Here is a 20108-nt window from a genome sequence, read left to right on the forward strand (position 1 = left end):
GAGCGCGTACCAGGACAAGCCCGTAGTCTCATCCTTGCCTGCATAGGTAATGGCCCTATTGGACTACTCAAGTATTCACAACACCTGTGTGCCTATGAATTGACCCAGCTCGAACGCCAAATCGAGCATATTACTGCTCTAACTGAACAACCATCTATCGTATTAGCAACCCTTCGGACCGACTTAATTGAGGGTTGGTCATAATTCAAAAAGCCGCGTATGGGCTTGACCACCACGCGGCTACCACCGCATCATAGCGGTTGCCACACCAGCATGAAACGGAGGCACCGCTATGATAGGCCAAACGAGCCTGCTTGTCATCTTGGTCCACCTGATTGATCGCGTCCCGGTCGTACCCACTCCGCAACATGGACCAGGCCGTCCGAAAGTGTATGCCGATCACCTGTTTCTGAAAGCCCTCGTGATCATGATTGTGCGCCATCTGCATACCGTGCATGAGTTGTTAACCGTGCTCGCCCAGCCGACCCGCGAAATGCGCGAATTGCGGCACCTGTTGACGATCAATGGGCAGTTTCCCTCGCGGCGCACCTGGGAGCGGCGGCTCCAAGCCCTCCCGGACACCTTGCCGGCCCAAATTGGCTGTTTGGGTCGTGTGTTGGTCGGTCTGATCCAACCCTGGGCGAATTCTGGTCGGGCGGTGGCGGTAGACAGTACTGTGCTGCGGGCGCGCGGTGGCGTCTGGCATCAGAAAGATCGAGCGGCTGGCCGCGTTCCACATACCTCGATTGATACCGAGGCCCAGTGGACGAAATCGGGCTGGCATGGCTGGGTCTATGGCTGGAAGTTGCAGCTTGCCACAACTGTTGCTGCTGTCTGGATTCCGCTGGCTGCTGAACTTACGGCTGCCAATCGTGCCGATCGTGAACTAGCCCCCGAGTTGCTCTGTCGCCTGCCACCCGAAGTACGGGTGGTGTTGGGCGATCGTCACTACAACACGCCGCTGTTGCACGAGTTGTGTGCTGAAGACGAGCGCATCTTGGTGACCACGCGCTATGGGCGCTACCCGCATACGGATGGAGGCGTTGAGGTGCGTCGCGTCTTCCACAAACTGCGGTCGGTCACGATCGAGAATTTTAATGAGCAGTTCAAAGGGATCTTCGATGGGCACGGCCAAGTTCCAACCAAAGGGTTGACCAACACCCGTCGCTTTGCGCTTGGGGCAATCCTGGTCTACCAGCTCATGTTGTGGTATCGCTTTGAGCACAACTTAGACCTGCGCGTCGGCTTAAAAGCCTGTCTGAAAGCCGCGTGATTAATTATGACCACGCCTCACTTAATTGCGCTTCATCGAGCACTGCATCAGATTGATCCTGAGCTTTGGAAAGAACATTTGCTGCATGAACATCCTCTTAGTCCAGCGAGAGAACGCTACCAAACAAAAATTCGATCTCAGCAACGCGCTGCAATTATTCAAGCACTGTCACGATGGAGGATGTGTGAAGCAGAAGAGGCAGAAGAGCTGTTCAACCATTTTGTCCAAGGTGGACTATATGAACTGATTGATTGGCGATGCACAGCTCCATCTCACACGACTCAAGCAACGATCTATGAGCAACGTATTCGACGAGCAATTGAAGAGCATCTAGGAGCACTTAAACCGGCAGCACAACACGTTATCGTCACGATGTTGGAACACCTGGCAGTCGCTATTGAGGAAGCTAGAATCCCATTTCCTCTGACGCGATTGCTCCGCGAACAACCTTCTAGCCCATTCCGTATTCGATTCGGGAGACGATTGTGGTTCGGTGTTCCAGCGATAGTACGACGACGGCAACAGAGAAAGATGAAGCAGCGCCGGCGCTTACGTGAAGCCAAGATTCAGCGTAGAGCTACCAGCTACATATTTCCGAAAGAACAAGTAGATCACCTTGTTTTATCGTTTGCTGCCCGAGCAGACATTGATACAAAAACAGCTCGCTACTACCTGCGTAACTTGATCACCTATGGAAGCATTGGAATGTTGCCCATCTCTGAGTGGGCGAGTGCAATCGATGAGCGCATAGCTGAGTTCCTTCGCTTCGCAAAGCTAAGCCGACCCGATGGTACATTGAACTGGGAATTGCTGCTCTCGCAACTACAGGTTTATGCTGTCGCTTGTGGCATCAAGCATGCCAAAATATCGCGGCATATTGCCATAGTCCTGGATAACAATACGCCGAAACCTAGACGCTGGCATGGTGGTACTGGCCCCAATGTAGCAACGGTTCGACAACGAGCAACGCTGGTGCTTTCAACCGTACCGCAGTTGCATAAAACATGGGCTCTTCATATTGCTGAACTTAAACTACCGCTTAGAGATATACAAGGCTATCACATCAGCAATACTTGTTCTGCGGTTGTTGTCCTTGATTCTAGTAGCGACCTACCGGTGGGATGCTGGGTAAGTCGTAACTCACCACAAGCCGCTGAACTAGGTCTCGCTCTGTATGAGGCTATTTGGCACGCAGGCGCAATTGCTGGTTTACCAGAATGGGTTATGCGGGATGAGCTAGAGCAAGTAGTTGAGTTGAACAACTGGCTGCTACATGGGAGTCCAGAACAAATTCTACTGCCCGATACCGTCGTGAAAGTTGTGGCTGATTGCTCCGACCTCCAGCATGCATCAAATTATCTGATGGCAGAGATTGGGACATTTCATCCACGTCCTCAGAGCAAATATCCAATTATTGAGGACATCGAATATGAAACAGGAGCATATATCCTGGAGCTATGGAGATCAAAAAGCGTAACGATTGGACAAGCACAACAAGGGTTATTGACGTGGCTTCGTACACGGTATTTTCCTCAACATCGAGTCGTACCTATTCCTAAAGCTCTCCGCGACCGTGGATTTGCTCTGCCTGCACATAGAAGTCCTGCTGCGGGCTGGCTCCTACCACCGACTAAACATGTCAAAACAATTCGGAACGGCGTGATCGATGGAGCAGTGCTCTACCGGAGCCCTTCTTTTCTTGTAGAGCCAGGTCTATCCCTCCAGGCTCGGACATTTCCATATCTCTACCGGGGAATGGAAGCCGGTATTTTTGTTGAACGAGACATAGCTGGACACCCTCATGTCGAATACGTATTCCGTGATGATGAGCCTTTTGAAGAATAACGAGCGAGGTTCGCGATGGCTGATGTAGAAACTCCCGGCGAAAATATCTCACATGACGACCAAGTTAAGCCCGTTGGTTCTGATCTTCCACCGGATGAGCCACGACTTAAGAAGTCGCGCAAACGACCATCATTCGACAATCCTCCCCTAGAGGAGGGTGAAGAGTTATTAACTAAGCGGGCAGAACTCGCTAGAAAATGGGAAATAGTCAAATACGCATTGGAGCTAAAAGCACGAAGGGACAGACTCCCGCGCGGTGTAGGTCAAATGATACGCAAGGAATTGGGCATTGGCTCACGAGAAGGGTTGCGCAAATTATTCGACCGAGTTACCAAATATCACAGAGATCATCCTGATGATCCGCCTGAAAATGCAATCGTTGATCTCAAGCCTGGTAGGTTAGTTCAGGCAGTGTTAAGCACAAAAGAAGAGGAGTTCTTCATCATTTCCTGTCTAAAAACAGATTGGCCTCTACAAATACCTGGCGGCGAAGTCAAAGAGCCAGCAGGAGTTATTCCTGAACTAAAATTTGTTTACAACCTCTTGGTAAAAGAGCACCCACATTTAAAAGATCGAGTAACACTTCGCCAGCTTAAGGGTATTCTGGACCGGCATAAACGCGGTAAAGATGCCCTCAGCTTTATTCTCTCCTGGAATGGTGCGCGGGCTGTCAAAGAAAGCTTGGCCTTTAAGGTAGACAATGATGCGGAAGCACCAGACGAGCGCTGGATCTCTGATGCGCGTTATCTACCAATATTTGTACGTGTTGGCAAAATCATCTGCACGGTTGTACTGGTAGTGATCATGGATGATTACAGTCGATATGTTCTTGACTGGTTCATTCTGCCCCGTAAGGTGGAAGTAGCCTTGAATGACCTCCGTAACGTTGACTTTACCAACAAACACCTGCGTGGGCGTCTATCCTACATTATGGACAAAACTAAGAGGAGAGCGCGAACCTTCTATACAGATAATGGTTCGCAATATAAAGCACTTGCGAAATATATGCAGTTCATTGCGCGTGACAACCAGTCCAGCCTTCATCTCATTCGCTCAAAACCTGATGAACCCTGGGGACGAGGCAAAGTCGAAGTGTTACTCAAATTAGTGGATAAGACGCTCAAAGATATCGGTGGCTATATCAAAAATTCACGCAGCCTTAAGAGCCGTAGCATCCGACGAACAGAGCGTGAATTTCGGTTAGCATGGAAACACGCACATGCCCACCCTGAAGAATTGATCACCATTGAGCAACTTCGCCTCATCTTAGAAGAACATTTCAAGCAGTGGAATGCATCGCCCGCCGCAAAAAACCGTCCCACTCGCCAGGCTCTGTGGGAAGGAGCAGTGGAACCGAGCATTGCCCTTCCTCCCCCTAACGATATTGACCTTGCGCAGTTTGCTTTTGCTGCCAAAACTGATACAGCATCAATCTCAGATACCAGTTTACGGAAAGACTGTTTTTGGGAGCCGGCGACACATGATCCTGAGACACGTCAGCGGTGGATGGCAGCTGTAGCTCGTAAAGAAAGAATTCCTATCTGTTTCTTTTCTCCAATCCGAGGGCAGCGAATTGTCATTGCTTGTGTTGATGGAAAGAACTGGGAGCGTGTCGTACCAAAAGGGACCAACCGGTTTAGTGGCGATGGACAGAGCGGTCTCAATGAAGCAGGAATTGAGCTTGAAGATCAAGTTCTAAAGTTAAGGATTAAGCGCCTAGAAGATCAGTTAATCGAGAAATATGGAGATCTTCCACGTAAGACTCCAGTGACACAGGAAGTTAAGCTGCCAGACCCGAAACCGCAGAAAGCTGAATCTGGCACCGAATTACCTCCTACCGATGACTCAGCGTTGAAGCAGAAAACCCGTTCAAGGGGAGCTAAAGCGGCAAAAAAAGAGAAAACTACTGAGCAACAGCCACCCCGCCAAGGGAAGAAAAACAAGGCAAGTAGTACACATGTGAGAACTCCCGGCACTGAAACGGGTACTACTGCCAAGAACTCCAACAAGCAGGATAAGCCATCAAAGGGACGCACAGCCAAACAAGCTCCTGCAACATCTCAGCCCGAGCAATCAGTTCCATCTGCACCAGAAGGGGCAGGTGAACGACCGTCAGAAGGGCAAAGCTCGATTGAGCGCATGCGACAACTTCGAGCACAGCTGCGACAAAATCAGAGTAATGAGCCTAAGAAGCAAGGACGGTAATTGTGGAAGAGGAAATCCCATTCATTTACTGCCAACAGACACACTCCCTGCTCGCTGCGATGAATCGGACTGCAAAATCACGCTCAATTATGACCATCGGCGCGTACTATGGTTATGGCCTGAGCAGGTTGTTACGACAGTGGGTCATCGTTGAGCCAAAATCGGTTCAGGATAATCAAGTTGCTCTCGTTCAATTGATGGATCCAGAATTAGCTTCATTCTGCAACGTCAAAATTATGACTCCACCTGCACTTCTGCTTCTCTGGGAGACATGCTATGTATTACGTGATCTCCTGAAGGTGCAACGAGGCTACGACCGAACATCGAGCCCACCCAGGACTGGATCTGAGTATTCAGAGAGTTACTTCTTACGGCTGAACGAAGAGCTACGGAGATCAGCACAGAAACTACAATTGAGAGCCTTGGTCATCGATAACGCCCAGTTTCTAGATGAGCGTGGGCTGCGCAAATTGGTAGAAGTACGCGACAGGTGTGAACACAAATTCGGGCTGATCCTCTGCTATCAGATGCGTGACCATGCAAAGCCTCATGAGCGTGTTCAGCCGTTACTAGAAAAGGTTCACGTGCTTGACCAACGAACAGACGCTGAGGTCGTAGAGCAAATGAGTGAGGCAGAATTTCGATCAGAGGTTCTACCTCGACTCTACTTAGCATTAGAAGCTGACTTTAGCCCGGAGATTGAGGCCAAAATCGACGACTTCGAAGCGACTTTGTGGAGACATACGAAGGGCAACTGGCATCGCATCGAAGCCCTGACTACGATCTTCGATGAAGAACTCGGCCCGAAAGATGGGGATGTAAGGATCATTAACCTAGAGGTCGAAGAGCGAATAAATCAGCGATTGAACAAAACGAAGCGCCAATAACTATGCTGGGTCTTCGCGTACAGATGTATAAAATGTGAGGATGGATGGGCGAATAGAGGGAGAAATGTCAACTTATTATAATGAGATAAGTCAACCGATTAAATCGATAAGTCAACTAATTAAATCGATAAGTCAACCAATTTCGGTATGGAGCAGCATAGCTGCTCCATAGCGCACTGCTCGTCACGCGAATATGTGTGCTATACTTGGGCCATGCCTGGCGCACACACACACGATAGAATCACCCTTGTCACCGGCATTGCCTTAGCGCCCGCGTGGTGGGTGCTCTCGCCCGATCATTCGCTGGCGACGGTTCTGACGATCACAGGCGCGCATCTGATCTCCGGCCTCGTCTTCTCCTGCGACCTCGACATCGACTCGGTTGAGTACCGTCGTTGGGGCATCTTGCGCTTCATCTGGTGGCCCTACAAAGAGACGATCCCGCATCGCTCGTGGCTGAGCCATGGCCTGGTGATCGGGCCGCTGCTGCGGCTGGCCTACTTTGGCCTGATCGTCTACGGCCTGCTGTGGCTCGTCTTCAACGCCACCAACAACATCGATCTCTGGCAGGAGCTTCAGCGCTCGTTTGTGCAAAACCTGCGCGAGTATTCGGGGCAGACCTACGCTTTCTTGTTGGGCTTCGTCACCGGCGGCGCGGCGCACTCGATCCCCGACTGGATCTCGACCGGCACGAAGCGCACCTGGAATCAGTGGACAAGGTTTTAGCGTATGGATGAGATCGAACGCCTGATTGCCGCCGGCGAGAGCGAGCAGATAGCCCTGCTGAAAGAGCGCACGCGGCCCGAAGAGCTGGCCGAGACGCTGGCCGCACTTGCCAACCGCAGCGGCGGCACCGTCCTGCTGGGCGTCGGCGGGCGGCTGCGGCCCAAGATCGAAGGGCTGCACAACGCCGCTGCCGCCGAAGAGCTGGCGCTGGAGGCCGCGCTGATCTGCACACCGCCGCTGCTGCTGCCGCTGCCGCGCCGCGTCGCGCGCGACGAGCAAGCCGTGCTGCTGCTCGAGGTTCCGGCGGGCCTGCCGCACGTCTATAGCGTCCACGGCAAATACCTGATCCGCGACGGCGTTGCCAACGTGCCGATCCCACCCCATACGTTACGTCAACTTTTACTCGAACGCGGCTCGGTCGGCTGGGAGCGGCTTGCCGCAGAGGCGACGATCGCCGATCTCGACTCGGCCAAGATCCAGCAGTACCTTGAGCGAGTCGGGCCACCTGCGCTGGACGATCCCTACGGCTGGCTCCAGCGTCGGGGCTGCATCATCCGCCGCGACGGAGCGGAGAGCGCAGCGCCGCCGGAGCAGGCGTTCGTACCGACCAATGCGGGCATTCTGCTGTTTGCGCGCGACATCGAGCGTCACGTGCCACAGTGCGAAATCACGCTGGTGCGCTATCGCGGCGTGGAGATGAGCGACGAGTTCGAGCGCGCCGATGTTCGCGATACACTGCCGGAGCAGGCCCGCCGGGCCGAGCGCTGGCTGCGCGACAACATGCGCGGCGGCTCGAAGATGGTCGGCCTGGAGCGCCAGGACTGGACCGAGTATCCGCTGGCGGTCGTGCGCGAGGCGCTGATTAATGCTATTGCCCACCGCGACTATGCCGTGCGCGGCGAGGGGATTCGCATCGCGCTCTTTGGCGATCGGCTCGAATGCTACTCGCCCGGACGCCTGCCGGGTCACGTCACGGTAGACAACTTACGCGAGGAGCGCTACTCGCGCAACGAGGTGCTGGTGCAGGTCTTGAGCGACCTGGGATTGATCGAGCGGCTCGGCTACGGCATCGACCGCATGCTCAAGCTGATGTCCAGCGAGGGCTTGCCGCCGCCGTCCTTCCGCGAGACGGCTGCCGGCTTTCTGGTGACATTGCAGGGCCGCAGCATCGCCGAGGCGACGCAGAGCGGCATCGACACGAGCGAGTGGCTGCGCGCCGGGATCAACGAGCGGCAGATCGCCGCGCTGCTGTGGCTGGCCGAGCATCGCCGCATTACGAACCGCGAGTATCGCGAGCTAACGCCCGATATTTCGGATGAGACAGTACGCCGCGATCTGGCCGATCTGGTGGAGCGCGGCTTGCTGCTGCGGATCGGCGACCGGCGAGGAACCTATTATATTTTGCGATAAGCTACAAGAGACGAGGCAGGTATGCCAAGGGTCGTTCGTGGCCGCGCTGGCCGCATGTTGAAACGCAACGAAATTCTCACCGAGTACGGCTCGACGCTCGCGCGGATGATGCAGGCGCAGATCCGGCCCGATCCGGGCACGCGCATCCTGCATCTCGGCAGCCCAGGCGCCACCGAGCTGGCCGAATACCTCGCGCCGCAGCTCGATGCGAGCGAGCTGGTGATCTGTGTCTATACGTTTGACGAGCTGGAAGATACACGCGCGGCGCTGGCCGGGCTGGGCAACGTGCATGTGATCAACGACCTGGAAGATCTGGACGAGGATGAGCCGCCATTCGACATCGTAAGCTGCATCGCGCCGTTCCATCTGGGCCGCGATACGGTGATCGAGCTGATCGATCAGGGCGTGGCGCGGCTTGCCGCAGATGGCGCGCTCTACCTCGGCGGCGATAAGCAGCACGAGTTCGACCGCTATGTCGAGGCGCTGGGGATGCTGATCCGCGATCCGCAGCAGATCGCCAGTCGCGGGCAGTACCGCATCGTGGCAGCGCAGGGCCGCAATCTGCGCAAAGCAGGCCGGATCGGCGGGCGGCGTGCCTAATATGCCGTTAGGCCGGGGCGGGTGCCCTCTGGGCGGTGGGCGTCCCCCAAATACTTCATTCTTCTGATCCACAATCGTTCCCTGTGCCTGCCGACCAGACCCTTTGCTCCTCCCGATGGGGAGCGAGCTTCGCGTGACACGCCAGGGCAAGTGCGAGCGATGGACTACCTGCGACGAAAGCTAACCGTGCGCGCGCATGGGCTATCGCTGGTGCTGGTCAAACGTCCGATCGAGAGCGCCGAGCATGTGCTTCAGAAGGCGCTGCTGTGGGCGCTCTATCTGCCGCGCTATCCGAATCTGCGCGTGGAGGTGCCGCTGCCGCAGCCCAGCCGCTACAAGCCCGATCTGCTCGCGCTGGACGAGCGCCAGGAGCCGATCTTTTGGGGCGAGTGCGGCGAGGTGTCGATCGAAAAGCTGCGGTTCCTGCTCAGCCGCTACCGCCGCACGCACATCGTCTTCTCCAAGTGGGATACTCGCCTCGATCCGTTTGGCGAGTTCATCATCAGAGCGCTGCCGGAAAACCGGCGGGCCGCGCCCGTCGAGCTGATCAGCTTTCCACCGGAGGCCGCCGACTGGATCGCGCCCGACGGCACGATCGCGATCCGCTCCGGCGATTTCGAGCTGCGCCGCTGGGAGGCGCAATAAAGGCACGGCGGAACCGTGCCCCTGCGCCCGCGAACGGATCTACAGCACCGACAGTACCTCCGCCGCGACCTCGTAGCGCCCGAACGACGGCATGATATACACGCCGCTGACGAGATCCTTGACCTCAAGCAGCAGCTCCTGGGCCATCTTGACGCCCTCCTTGCGGCCTTCGGCACCCGCCAGCTTCATCCGGCGCAGCGCCTCGTCGGTGGGCGCGATGCCCGGCACCTCGTTTTTGAGGAACTCAGCCTGGCGGTAGCTCTGAAGCGGCAGCAGACCAAGCACCAGCGGGATCGGCGGCGGTCCCAGGCGCTCCAGAAATGCCCGCAGCGCCTCGGCATCGTAGGCAATCTGCGTCATGGCGAAGTGCGCACCCGCCGCGATTTTTTGATGGAGCCGGTTGATCTCCCAGTCAGGATCGGCGGCGTTCACGTCGAGCGCCACGCCGATATTGAAGGTCGTGGGCATGCCGATGTCGTTGCCAGCGGTATCGACGCCGCGATTCATGCCGCTGATCACCTGGACCAGCCCGATCGTATCGACATCGAAGACGCCCTTGGTGCCGGGATAGTCCGCCAGCGACGGCGGATCGCCTTTGAGCGCCAGGATATTGCGGACGTTCATCGCGTGCGCGCCCAGCAGATCGCTTTGCAGCCCCATCAGCGAGCGGTCGCGGGTGGTGAAGTGCAGGATCGTTTCGAGGCCGGTGCGATCCTGGATCATCGCGCACATCGCCAGCGCGCTCATACGCACCCGCGACATCGGCGAGTCGGCGACGTTGATGAACTGCACGCCCGCCTCCTTGAGCATCTGCGCGCCTTCGAGGCATTTCCTCGGATTGTGGCCGCGCGGCGGGTCGATCTCTACGCTGACCACGAACTCGCCCGCCTCAAGCGCCCGCGCCAGCCGCGTCGGCTCGGTCTGCGCTGTTACGGCCTTGGGCTTGGGCGCTGCCTCCACATGATGCACGTGGCCCGCAGGCGCGTCGGGGTTGAGATCGTGCAGCATGCCGTGCATCGCGGCGATATGCTCAGGCGTGGTGCCGCAGCAGCCGCCGACCAGGCTCACGCCGATCTCCTCGATCATGCGCTTGGCGTAGCGCGCCATGTACTCCGGCGACGACGGGTAGAAGACGCGGTTGTGACGCTCGGTGGGAAAGCCCGCGTTGGGCTGCGCCGATAGCCGCACGTCGGGCGCGGCAATGTGCATCGCCTCGACGATATTGAAGACGCGCTGCGATCCGACCGAGCAGTTGACGCCGATGATGTCGACGCCGACGGCGCGCAGCTTGACGACGACCTCCTCCGGCGTGTGGCCCAGCGGAGTCCGACCGTCTTCGGCAAAGGTCATCTGGGCGATGATCGGCAGGTCGCTGATCGAGCGCGCGACCTCGATCGCCAGGATGATCTCGCGCAGATCGCTGAACGTTTCCAGAATCAACAGGTCCGCGCCCTGCTCCAACAGCGCGCCGATCTGCTCGCTAAACGCCGCGCGCGCCTGATCGGACGTGATATGGCCGTATGGTTCCAGCAGCTTGCCCAGCGGCCCGACCGCGCCGGCGATAAACACGGACGCGCCGGAGATCTCGCGGACGTCGCGCGCGATCTTCATGGCGCGGAAGTTAATCTCGCGGACTTTGTCCTGCAAGCCATGTGCTTCGAGCTTGAAGCGATTCGCGCCGTAGGTATTGGTTTCGATCAGCTCCGCGCCAGCCTCGATGTAGCTGCGATGAATATCCGCGACAAGTCGCGGATTCGTCAGGTTCAGCGCGTCGAAGCACTGGTCGAAGTCGACGCCGTGGTTATAGAGCTGCGTGCCCATCGCGCCATCGGCAAGCAGCGGGGCGCGCTGGAGCCGTTCGATAAACGGATGCGTCATGCTATCTATCATCCTATTCCATGACCGACGAACCTTGTCGGGAAACATTGGTTCCAGGTTTCAAGCTCAACATTCGCCGTTAGTTCTCGGCTCTACCTTCAGTTTGTTCTTTGTTCCTTTGTTCTTTCGCCGGGTGCCCATGCCGGGCGTCCATGCCCAAAGGGCACCCGGTCTGGCACCCGCATGGCACTCGCCCGGCCTTTCGGCGCATGATGCACTGTCTAAGACAACGCCCGTCGCGGCGGTGCGGCGGGCGGGACTACCGGAAGTATAGGAGACGCGCTACAGCGCGTCAAGCCAGCAGGCTCCCACAGTCGGGTTAAAAAATAACACAGGTCCTCAGCACTACCCGAAGACCTGCGCGTCTCGATCGAGCTTCAGCTATTTCTTTGGTGTTGCGGGCTGTTTCTTCTGCTGCTGCTTTTTCTGGTCCTGAACTTTTTTCTGTTTGTTGACGTTCTTCGGACTCTTGTCACCCATGAGGAGCCTCCTTGAGCATAAAGAGGATAGGCCAGCAGACACACACCGATAGCGGGGAGTTGGCTATCGATGCGGTAGAGCTATCATAGCATGACTGTCAAGATCAGCTCACTGCCGCAACGCTCGCCCTGGTCACGGCGATCAGATCGTCGACGCGCAGCCGCAGGTTGATCCCGCGCTGCCCGGCGCTGACGTAGAGCTCGTCGAACTGCCGCGCCGCGTCGTCCAGCAGCACCTCGAAGCCCCTGTCGAGCAGCGCCAGCGCGGAGATCCCGCCGACGAGCAGCCCGGTCTTCGCTTCCGCCTCGCGCTGTGTCGCCATGCGCACGCGCTTCTCGCCAGCCGCCGCCGCCATCCGCTTGAGATCCAGCTCGCGGTCGCTTGGAATAATCGCCAGCAGCGGACGGCCCCGGTCGCGCAGCACAACCAGCGTCTTGAACACCTGACCCACGGGCACGCCCAGCGCCTGGGCCACGCCCGCGCCGGAGTGGATCGAGTCGTCGTAGGTGAGTGCCGTGTATGGAATACGGCGCGCGTCGAGCACGCGCATGGAGTTTGTTTTATGCATAGGTTTTAAGAGAACAAAGAACCGGCAAACACAGGAGTCGATTTTGCCCCGTTGTTCTTTGTTACTCCTCCCAGCTACTCAGCTCGTCGAGCTGCGCGCGCTCGTCGGCGGAGAGCGTGAAGCCGACCGCGCCCAGCGTGTCGTACAGTTGCGCGACGGTATTCGCGCCGATGATCGGCGATGTGACGGCGGGCGCGTCGATCAGCCAGGCGATTGCTACCTGAGGCACGGTTTTGCCGTGTGCCCTGCCGATCTGATCCAGCTTCTCGATCAGATCGAAGCTGCGCTCGTGCTGCATGTAGCGCTTGATCTGCTGGCTTTGCTCGCCGCGCGATCCTTCGGGCGCGGGCTGTCCCCGGCGATACTTGCCGGTGAGAAATCCGCCAGCCAGCGGGCTATAGGGGATCACGCCCAGGCCTTGATCGCGACACAGCGCCAGCAGCTCGCGCTCGAACTCGCCGCGATGCGCGAGATTGTAGTGTGGCTGAAGCGTCTCGTAGCGGACCAGATTGTGCTTATCGCTGACCCACAGCGCCTTGGTAGTGTACCACGCGGGCGAGTTCGAGCAGCCAATGTAGCGGATCTTGCCGTCGCGCACCAGATCGTCAAGCGCGCGCAGCGTTTCTTCGAGCGGCGTCTCAAGATCGGGCCAGTGCGTCTGGTATAGATCGATATACTCGGTCTGAAGCCGCCGCAGGCTGCCATCGATCGCGTCCTTGATGTGCTTGCGGCTCAAGCCCTGATCGTTGGGACCGTCGCCCATCGCGCCCCGCACCTTGGTCGCGACGATCACCTGATCGCGCGGCTGCTCCTTGAGCCAGCGCCCGATGATCTCCTCGGTCTTGCCCGCGTACGAGCTGGCCGACCAGCGCGAGTACATGTCGGCGGTGTCGAAAAAGTTAATGCCTGCGTCGCGCGCCGCGCTCATGATCGCTCGTGATACAGCCTCGTCGGCGGTCCAGCCGAAGGTCATCGTGCCCAGGCAGACCTCGGAAACCTTGAGGCCGGTTCTTCCAAGATTACGGTATCGCATCGCTCCTCCTTGCGCGCAGCCTTGGTGCCGATCGGCTTCACGCGATCCGCGCCGCACGCGCATCCTGATCGCTTCCGTGAGTAGCCGGAGATGCTGCCTGCTTCCAAGTGTAGCGCAATCTCTGCGCCTCAGTGGTCGTGCGCCTGTTCGGCCTCATGATGCGACACTGCCGCATGATAATCTTCAGGACCGACCGGATCGACATGTACGGTGACAACCTCAAGTCCGGGCAGCTCATGCAGCAGCCGATGCCGCGTCTCCTCGGCCAGCGCGTGGCTGTCAGCCGTCGAAAGCGCGGCGTCCACTCCGATATGCAGCTCGCAGCGCAGACGGTGGCCGATCCAGCGGACTCGTACATCGTGAGCGCTGTGCACGCCCTCCACGGCTGCCGCGACCTGCTCCACGTGCGCGGTCAGGGCCGGATCGACCGCGTCCATCAGCCGGTGCCACATCGTCAGCGCCGTGTCCTTGAGGATCAGCAGAATCGCTACGGTGATCAGCAGGCCGACGAGCGGATCGGCCATCGGAAAGCCCAGCCAGACGCCAGCCGCGCCCAGCAGTACCGCCAGCGATGTGAGGCCGTCCACCCGCGCGTGCTGCCCGTCCGCGATCAGCGCCGCCGATCCGATCCGACGGCCGGTGCGCATACGATACGCCGCGACCACCTCGTTGCCGATCGCGCCGATGATCGCCGCCGCGATCACCCAGCCGAGGCTACGAACCGGCTCAGGCTGGAAAAGCTTACGGATCGACTCGTAGCCTGCCAGCGCCGCGCTCAGCGTGATCATCACGACGATCACCAGCCCGGCCAGATCCTCCGCCCGACCGTAGCCGTAGGTGTAGCGCTTGTTGGCAGGCCGCCGCCCGACCACGAACGCCAGCCAGAGCGGCAGCGCGGTCAGCGCGTCGGAAAAGTTATGGACCGTATCGGCCAGCAGCGCGGCGCTTCCACTGATCCACGCGATTCCAGATTGAAAAATGGCCGTCGCCAGCAGCCCGATCAGCGAAACCTTGAGCGCGCGAATGCCCTCAGCGCTGGCCTCAAGCGCCGAGTCGACTTGCGCGCCCTCGTGCTTGTGCCCATGAAAGAGCCAGCCAAAGATGCCGGAGCCGTGCGCATGATCGTCGTGCTCGTGCTCGTGCCCTTCGCCGTGCGTATGCTCGTCGTGCTTGTGCTCGTGCCCTTCGCCGTGCGTATGCTCGTGGTGTCCATCTTGCTGATGCTCAGACCGAACTGTGTTGTCCACTCGCATAACGATCCTCCTGACGCAACTGCCACCTTCATAGCAGCTTCGACTTAAGTCCTGCTACACATGCCACATCGTTCATGCTATATTTGTTATATTCTTCACAAAGTATAGCGCGGAGCGGCATATGACTCAAAATACTATAACCGAACGACAGCGCGTTGTGATCATCGGGGCGGGCTTCGGCGGGCTGGAGGTCGCGCGCAGGCTGAAGGATGCGCCCGTGGATGTTCTGCTGCTCGACCGAAACAACTATCACGGCTTCTGGCCGCTACTGTATCAGGTTGCGACCGCCGGGCTTGAGCCGCAGCAGATCGCAGCACCGGTACGCGCGGTGGTCCGGCGCATTCCCAACGTCCACTTCCAGCTTGCCACCGTCGAGTCGATCGACCGGCAGCGTCGCGTCGTGATCACCGATCGCGGAACGTTTCCATACGACGAGCTGGTCGTCGCCGCTGGCAGCGCCACCAACTTCTACGGCATCCAGACGATCGAGCGGCATAGCTTTGAGCTCAAAGACGTTGCCGATGCGCTGGCGCTGCGCAACCATCTGATCACCCGCTTCGAGCAGGCGGTGGCCGAGCGCGATCCGCAGCGGCTTCGGCAGCTCCTAACCTTTGTGGTAGTCGGCGGCGGCCCGACCGGCGTCGAGGTTGCCGGGGCGCTGAGCGAGCTGATCCGGCATGTGCTGCGCAAAGATTATCCGACGCTCGATTTTAGCCGCGTGCAGGTGCTTCTGCTGGAGGCGGTCGATCGGCTGCTGCTGGCGTTTCCGCCCGCGCTGTCGCGCAAGGCCGAGCGCCGCCTGCGCAAGATGGGCGTCGAGATCCGCACGGGCATGAGCGTTGTCGGCTTCGAGCATGGGCTGCTGCATCTCAAGGACGGCACGACGCTGCCGACCGAGACGGTGATCTGGGCGGCTGGCGTACAGGGCGCGCCGCTGGGGTCTACGCTGGGCGTCGACTTGCAACGAGGCTCGCGGGTGCCGGTGACGCCCGCGCTGCACCTGGCGGACGATCCGCAGGTCTGGGTGATTGGCGATCTGGCATATCTTGAAGGGCCGGACGGCAAGCCCTACCCACAGCTTGCGACCGTGGCGATGCAGCAGGGACGACTGACGGCGCGCAACATCGTCAGCAAGCTGCGGGGACAGCCGCTACAGCGGTTCAGCTACACTGATAAGGGAGCGATGGCGACGATCGGGCGGCGCTCGGCGGTGGCGCGGGTCTGGAACCTGAACTGGAGCGGGCCGATCGCGTGGGTGCTGTGGCTGGCGGTCCATCTGTTCTATCTGATCGGCTTTCGCAACCGGCTCATGGTGCTGATCAACTGGGCCTACAACTATTTCACCTACGATCGCGGCGCGCGGGCGGTGGTAGCGACCGCCAAGCCTCACGCGCCGGATGCCACCAGCGACCAGATCATGCGCGAGACGGCGGTCGGCGCGCGGGCGGTGGGCGAGATGCCTCGGTAGCGGGTGCGTAGTCTGATTCGCACGATCAGCGCCGTTCGTGTCGGCGGCCTCAATCGCGCCTGACACGCTTCGCCATGAAGATATCGGGCTTGCCTGGGCCGTTCGCGTCCGGCATCACGCCCGTGATCACATAGCCTAGCTTCTGATAGAACTCGTAGGGATGCCCGCCGTGGTTCTGGATCGCGGCGATGTGCTGCCACACGTCGGGGTAGAGATCGACGCCGCCCAATGAGGTCAGGTCGTGCTCGTCGTCGGTGCCGAGCCAGATCGTCAGGCCGCCGCGCTCCCGCACGCGCGCCTCGAAGTCCGTCACCAGCGCGCGGCCTATGCCCTGCCCCTGCCGGTCCCGCCGCACGACGAGCGGATGCAGCTCCCAGACGTTGCCGTCGTACTGCGCTATCCCGCCAATCCACCCGATCGCGTCGCCCTGCTCGTCCAGCGCTACGCGGCTGATGCGCTCCTCCGCAAACGATTCGCGCACCTCTTCCAATGCCGCTTCGAGATTGGGCCAGGCGTCCGGCCAGTGCTCCGCGAAGCCCGCCACCAGCATCTCGGCGATCTGGAGGATGATTTGCTCGTCGGTTGGGTGGAGGTCGGTGATGTGCATAGCATGTCTCGCTTGATTGGCAACCCTATCGTACCCAAGAGCATAACATAGTGCTACAAGATATAATGTGTTTGGAGGAAACACGAAAGCGATCGACAACAGTATACTCTCTGGCAAGCCAGAGCAAGGAGAACAGCCTATGCGCGTTCTGGCGATCGATGTGGGAACGGGCACCCAGGATATGCTGCTCTTCGACAGTGACGGCCAGGTTGAGAACAGCATCCAGTTGATCATGCCCTCGCCGACGCTGCGCATCGCCCAGCAGGTACGCGCCGCAACCAGAGCGCAGAGGCCGATCATGCTCTACGGCGTGCTGATGGGCGGCGGCCCCTGTCACTGGGCCGTCAACGACCACCTGCAAGCGGGCTTGCCGGTCTACGCCACGCCCTCCGCCGCGCGCACCTTCGACGACGACCTCGACAACGTGCAGGCGGCGGGCATCTACCTCTTCGACGAGAACAGCCCGGCGGAGCGCGCCCACGACGCGCTCCACATCGAGATGCGCGACCTCGACCTCGACGCGATCAGCGCCGCGCTTGAGGCGTTCGGGGTGGAGCCCGCCTGGGATGTGCTGGCTGTCGCCGCCTTCGACCACGGCAACGCGCCGCCTGACGTGAGCGACCGCAAGTTTCGCTTCGATTATCTGGCCGAGCGTCTGAGCCATGACGGCTGGCTGACCGACCTGGCCTTCACGCGCGCTACCATCCCGCATGAGATGACCCGGCTGCAAGCGATTGCGGATACCGCGCCCGCCGCGATCCCGCTGGTAGTCATGGACACCGCTCCGGCGGCGGTGCTCGGCGCGCTGGACGATCCGCATGTCGCCGCGCAGGACGAGGCCCTGATCGCCAACATCGGCAACTTCCACGCGCTGGCGTTTCATATCGCAGGCTCCACCATTCGCGGCCTCTTTGAGCACCACACCGGCGAGCTACAGCCGGAGCAGCTTCATAGCTTCCTCGAACGTCTCGCCGAAGGCACGCTGACCAACGCCGAGATCTTCGGCTCGCAGGGCCACGGCGCGCTGATCCTCGATCCGACGCCCGCCACCGACCCGCTGCTCGCCACGACCGGACCCCGGCAGGCGTTTGTTCGGCGCTGGGGCGCGCGCGCCGAACGGCTCTATCGGGCCGTGCCCCACGGCGACATGATGCTGGCGGGCTGCTTCGGCCTGCTGCGCGCGGTCGCCGCCAAGCTGCCGGAGCACCGTCAGGCGATCGAGGGCGGCCTGGCGCAGGCGTAACGCCGCAGAGCGCCACACAGACCCACGTCCTGGTAAACCCTGGGCCGAAAGTTGAGTCTCAACCTATAAAGTCGGCCTGCCAATCCGATTGACGCACCATTGAGCCGTGGTAAAATACGCTTGGCGTGCGCAAACGCCGGATGGTCACGCGCACGCCTTTCATATACATGAACAGTTTAGCACTCTCGACGGACGAGTGCTAAAACATCGCGATCAGGCGACGGCGTAAACTGCGCGTGGATATGAGGGATGCTTATGGCCCCAGAGATGACAGAACGACGGCAGCGGATCTTGAAGCTGGTGATTCAAGAATACATCGAGTCGCCCGCGCGACCGGTGGCCTCGGAGACACTGCTCAAAAAGTACAAGCTCCAGTACAGCTCGGCCACGATTCGCAACGAGCTGGCCGCGCTGGAGGATCTTGGCCTGCTGACGCATCTGCACACGTCGGCGGGGCGCATTCCCACGGACGCCGGCTACCGCTACTTCGTCGAAAACCTGATGGACCGACAGGCGCTCTCGCCGCAGGAGCAGCGCACGATCCAGCACCAGTTCTATCAGGTGCGCAGCGAGCTTGACCAGTGGATTCATCTGGCCGCCGCAGTGCTGGCGCGCACGGCGCACAATGCCGCCGTCGTCACGCCGCCACGGGCCTACGAGGTACGCTTCAAGCATCTGGAGCTGATCGCGATCTACGAAACGGTGGTCTTGTTAGTGCTGGTGCTGCACGACGGCACGATCAAGCAGCAATCGCTCACGACCGAGCAGCCGAACAGCCAGGAAGAGCTCAGCAACCTGGCGCAGTATTTCAACCAGCGGCTTGAGGGCGCGACGCTCGACGCGCTTGAGGACAGGGTGACAGCGCCCGACGAGCCGCCGCTCTCACCTTTTGCGCGGATGGCGCTCGACGTGATCCGGCGTGCGATGCGGCAGCTCGAAGGGCAGATCAACGAGGCGCTGCATCACGACGGCCTGCTTGAGATGCTGGGACAGCCCGAATTCGCGCAGATCGATCGTGTCAAACAGGTCTTACAGATCTTAGAGCAGGGCGTCGGCATCGACACGCTGATCCCGCAGGCGCTGAACAGCGAGGGTGTGCAGGTGGTCATCGGCGGGGAGCACGGCCAGGACACCATGCGCGAGTACAGCGTGATCCTGTCGCGGTATGGCCGCAGCGGCGCAGTTGCCGGCGTGGTTGGGGTGATCGGCCCCACGCGCATGCCGTACCCTCGATCGATCTCAAGCGTGCGCTACATCTCATCGGTGATGAGCGATCTGCTGGCGGAGCTGTACGGCGAGCGACCATCCAACACCTAAGCTTCGGCGATCCGGCATCGCACTGCGAGCACGCCACGAAGAGAATTCAAGAGGAGCATCAACAAAGCTATGGAAGAACAACAGGCGTCGCAAGAACAATTGAACGAACAGCAGACCACTCCAGAGCAGCCGACCGAGGCGGCAGGCGCGGGCAGCGCGGCAGACAACGGAGCCAGCGAGGCAACAACCAGGCCGCATTTGTCGTCCGAGGAGCTACAGGCGCGCATGCTACAGCTGGAGCAAGAAAGCACAAGCTTCAAAGATCAATACCTGCGCGCCGCAGCCGATCTTAAGAACTTTAAGCGCCGCACCGAAGAAGAGCGCGGCTCGCTGATCCGCAATGCCACGGCGGGCCTGCTGCTGAAGCTGCTGCCGATTCTGGACGACTTCGACCTGGCGATGCAGCACGTGCCGCCGGAGGTGGCCGAGACGCCGTGGTTCAGCGGGCTTCAGGGCGTCCAGCGCAAGCTGCAAATGGTGCTCGAAGGCGAGGGCGTCAAACCGATCGAGGCGCTGGGCCAGACCTTCGATCCGCACTTCCACGACGCGGTGATGCACGAGGAGGCCGGGCCTGAGCAGGCCGGGAAAGTGACCGCCGATCTGCGTCGTGGCTACATGCTGCACGATCGGGTCTTGCGTCCGAGCATGGTCAAGGTCGGCCAGGAGTAGT

18 protein-coding genes are annotated in these 20108 nt (G+C 59.6%); 13 read left to right on the forward strand and 5 right to left on the reverse strand.

Annotated features, from left to right (window positions below):
* The 9 genes from VFZ66_21260 to VFZ66_21300 form a co-directional block, all read left to right on the forward strand.
* Window positions 1–204, forward strand: a 204-nt coding sequence (locus VFZ66_21260) for a hypothetical protein (GenBank protein HEX6291728.1), incomplete at its 5' end; no start/stop codon positions are given.
* Window positions 205–292: 88 nt separating this feature from the next.
* Entirely contained in the window at window positions 293–1273 is a 981-nt protein-coding gene (locus VFZ66_21265; GenBank protein HEX6291729.1) for a transposase, read from the forward strand.
* A gap of 6 nt (window positions 1274–1279) precedes the next feature.
* Window positions 1280–3118 carry a hypothetical protein gene (locus VFZ66_21270; GenBank protein HEX6291730.1) on the forward strand — a complete coding sequence of 613 codons (1839 nt, stop codon included), beginning with the start codon at window positions 1280–1282 and terminating at the stop codon, window positions 3116–3118.
* A 15-nt stretch (window positions 3119–3133) separates the two neighbouring features.
* The gene (locus tag VFZ66_21275; protein HEX6291731.1) at window positions 3134–5323 is read left to right on the forward strand and encodes a hypothetical protein; all 2190 of its coding nucleotides are present in this window, start codon (window positions 3134–3136) and stop codon (window positions 5321–5323) included.
* A gap of 2 nt (window positions 5324–5325) precedes the next feature.
* Complete coding sequence (locus VFZ66_21280) at window positions 5326–6210, forward strand: hypothetical protein (protein ID HEX6291732.1); 885 nt, start codon at window positions 5326–5328, stop codon at window positions 6208–6210.
* Window positions 6211–6423: 213 nt separating this feature from the next.
* Window positions 6424–6936: a metal-binding protein gene (locus VFZ66_21285; protein HEX6291733.1), complete on the forward strand. Its 513-nt coding sequence runs from the start codon at window positions 6424–6426 to the stop codon at window positions 6934–6936.
* Window positions 6937–6939: 3 nt separating this feature from the next.
* A complete protein-coding gene (locus VFZ66_21290) occupies window positions 6940–8346 on the forward strand; it encodes an ATP-binding protein (protein HEX6291734.1) in 1407 nt (468 codons plus the stop codon).
* Between the two features lie 21 nt (window positions 8347–8367).
* Complete coding sequence (locus VFZ66_21295) at window positions 8368–8946, forward strand: class I SAM-dependent methyltransferase (protein HEX6291735.1); 579 nt, start codon at window positions 8368–8370, stop codon at window positions 8944–8946.
* Between the two features lie 159 nt (window positions 8947–9105).
* Complete coding sequence (locus VFZ66_21300; GenBank protein ID HEX6291736.1) at window positions 9106–9591, forward strand: hypothetical protein; 486 nt, start codon at window positions 9106–9108, stop codon at window positions 9589–9591.
* A gap of 39 nt (window positions 9592–9630) precedes the next feature.
* Here VFZ66_21300 and VFZ66_21305 read toward each other — a convergent pair whose 3' ends face one another.
* From VFZ66_21305 to VFZ66_21320, 4 genes are all read right to left on the reverse strand, one after another.
* Window positions 9631–11469: a bifunctional homocysteine S-methyltransferase/methylenetetrahydrofolate reductase gene (locus tag VFZ66_21305; GenBank protein ID HEX6291737.1), complete on the reverse strand. Its 1839-nt coding sequence runs from the start codon at window positions 11467–11469 to the stop codon at window positions 9631–9633.
* A gap of 583 nt (window positions 11470–12052) precedes the next feature.
* Window positions 12053–12499 carry an aminoacyl-tRNA deacylase gene (locus tag VFZ66_21310; GenBank protein ID HEX6291738.1) on the reverse strand — a complete coding sequence of 149 codons (447 nt, stop codon included), beginning with the start codon at window positions 12497–12499 and terminating at the stop codon, window positions 12053–12055.
* 79 nt (window positions 12500–12578) lie between these two features.
* Entirely contained in the window at window positions 12579–13550 is a 972-nt protein-coding gene (locus VFZ66_21315) for an aldo/keto reductase (GenBank protein ID HEX6291739.1), read from the reverse strand.
* A gap of 128 nt (window positions 13551–13678) precedes the next feature.
* Window positions 13679–14803 (reverse strand): cation diffusion facilitator family transporter, encoded by a 1125-nt coding sequence (locus tag VFZ66_21320; protein HEX6291740.1) that lies wholly within the window; start codon window positions 14801–14803, stop codon window positions 13679–13681.
* Window positions 14804–14924: 121 nt separating this feature from the next.
* Here VFZ66_21320 and VFZ66_21325 point away from each other — a divergent pair, with 121 nt between their 5' ends.
* A complete protein-coding gene (locus tag VFZ66_21325; protein ID HEX6291741.1) occupies window positions 14925–16271 on the forward strand; it encodes an NAD(P)/FAD-dependent oxidoreductase in 1347 nt (448 codons plus the stop codon).
* Window positions 16272–16320: 49 nt separating this feature from the next.
* On the opposite strand, the gene VFZ66_21330 is transcribed toward VFZ66_21325, so the two are convergent.
* Entirely contained in the window at window positions 16321–16878 is a 558-nt protein-coding gene (locus VFZ66_21330) for a GNAT family N-acetyltransferase (GenBank protein ID HEX6291742.1), read from the reverse strand.
* 139 nt (window positions 16879–17017) lie between these two features.
* On the opposite strand from VFZ66_21330, the gene VFZ66_21335 reads away from it, so the two are divergent.
* The 3 genes from VFZ66_21335 to grpE all read left to right on the forward strand — a co-directional run bounded on the left by VFZ66_21335 (window position 17018) and on the right by grpE (window position 20107).
* Window positions 17018–18121 (forward strand): DUF1786 domain-containing protein, encoded by a 1104-nt coding sequence (locus VFZ66_21335; protein HEX6291743.1) that lies wholly within the window; start codon window positions 17018–17020, stop codon window positions 18119–18121.
* 267 nt (window positions 18122–18388) lie between these two features.
* Window positions 18389–19438 (forward strand): heat-inducible transcriptional repressor HrcA, encoded by a 1050-nt coding sequence (hrcA, locus tag VFZ66_21340; GenBank protein HEX6291744.1) that lies wholly within the window; start codon window positions 18389–18391, stop codon window positions 19436–19438.
* A gap of 69 nt (window positions 19439–19507) precedes the next feature.
* The gene (gene grpE / locus VFZ66_21345; protein HEX6291745.1) at window positions 19508–20107 is read left to right on the forward strand and encodes a nucleotide exchange factor GrpE; all 600 of its coding nucleotides are present in this window, start codon (window positions 19508–19510) and stop codon (window positions 20105–20107) included.
* The last annotated feature ends 1 nt before the right edge of the window (window position 20108 follow it).

The sequence above is a fragment of the Herpetosiphonaceae bacterium genome, assembly GCA_036374795.1.
Taxonomy (GTDB): domain Bacteria; phylum Chloroflexota; class Chloroflexia; order Chloroflexales; family Kallotenuaceae; genus LB3-1.

Excerpts from the sequence above, each read along its gene's own strand:
- grpE (HEX6291745.1), top strand. The coding sequence starts at position 19,508 with ATGGAAGAACAACAGGCGTCGCAAGAACAATTGAACGAACAGCAGACC.
- VFZ66_21265 (HEX6291729.1), top strand. The coding sequence starts at position 293 with ATGATAGGCCAAACGAGCCTGCTTGTCATCTTGGTCCACCTGATTGAT.
- VFZ66_21305 (HEX6291737.1), bottom strand. The coding sequence starts at position 11,469 with ATGACGCATCCGTTTATCGAACGGCTCCAGCGCGCCCCGCTGCTTGCC.
- VFZ66_21300 (HEX6291736.1), top strand. The coding sequence starts at position 9,106 with ATGGACTACCTGCGACGAAAGCTAACCGTGCGCGCGCATGGGCTATCG.
- VFZ66_21290 (HEX6291734.1), top strand. The coding sequence starts at position 6,940 with ATGGATGAGATCGAACGCCTGATTGCCGCCGGCGAGAGCGAGCAGATA.
- VFZ66_21320 (HEX6291740.1), bottom strand. The coding sequence starts at position 14,803 with ATGCGAGTGGACAACACAGTTCGGTCTGAGCATCAGCAAGATGGACAC.
- VFZ66_21285 (HEX6291733.1), top strand. The coding sequence starts at position 6,424 with ATGCCTGGCGCACACACACACGATAGAATCACCCTTGTCACCGGCATT.
- VFZ66_21310 (HEX6291738.1), bottom strand. The coding sequence starts at position 12,499 with ATGCGCGTGCTCGACGCGCGCCGTATTCCATACACGGCACTCACCTAC.
- hrcA (HEX6291744.1), top strand. The coding sequence starts at position 18,389 with ATGACAGAACGACGGCAGCGGATCTTGAAGCTGGTGATTCAAGAATAC.
- VFZ66_21330 (HEX6291742.1), bottom strand. The coding sequence starts at position 16,878 with ATGCACATCACCGACCTCCACCCAACCGACGAGCAAATCATCCTCCAG.
- VFZ66_21335 (HEX6291743.1), top strand. The coding sequence starts at position 17,018 with ATGCGCGTTCTGGCGATCGATGTGGGAACGGGCACCCAGGATATGCTG.
- VFZ66_21315 (HEX6291739.1), bottom strand. The coding sequence starts at position 13,550 with ATGCGATACCGTAATCTTGGAAGAACCGGCCTCAAGGTTTCCGAGGTC.
- VFZ66_21295 (HEX6291735.1), top strand. The coding sequence starts at position 8,368 with ATGCCAAGGGTCGTTCGTGGCCGCGCTGGCCGCATGTTGAAACGCAAC.
- VFZ66_21270 (HEX6291730.1), top strand. The coding sequence starts at position 1,280 with ATGACCACGCCTCACTTAATTGCGCTTCATCGAGCACTGCATCAGATT.
- VFZ66_21275 (HEX6291731.1), top strand. The coding sequence starts at position 3,134 with ATGGCTGATGTAGAAACTCCCGGCGAAAATATCTCACATGACGACCAA.
- VFZ66_21325 (HEX6291741.1), top strand. The coding sequence starts at position 14,925 with ATGACTCAAAATACTATAACCGAACGACAGCGCGTTGTGATCATCGGG.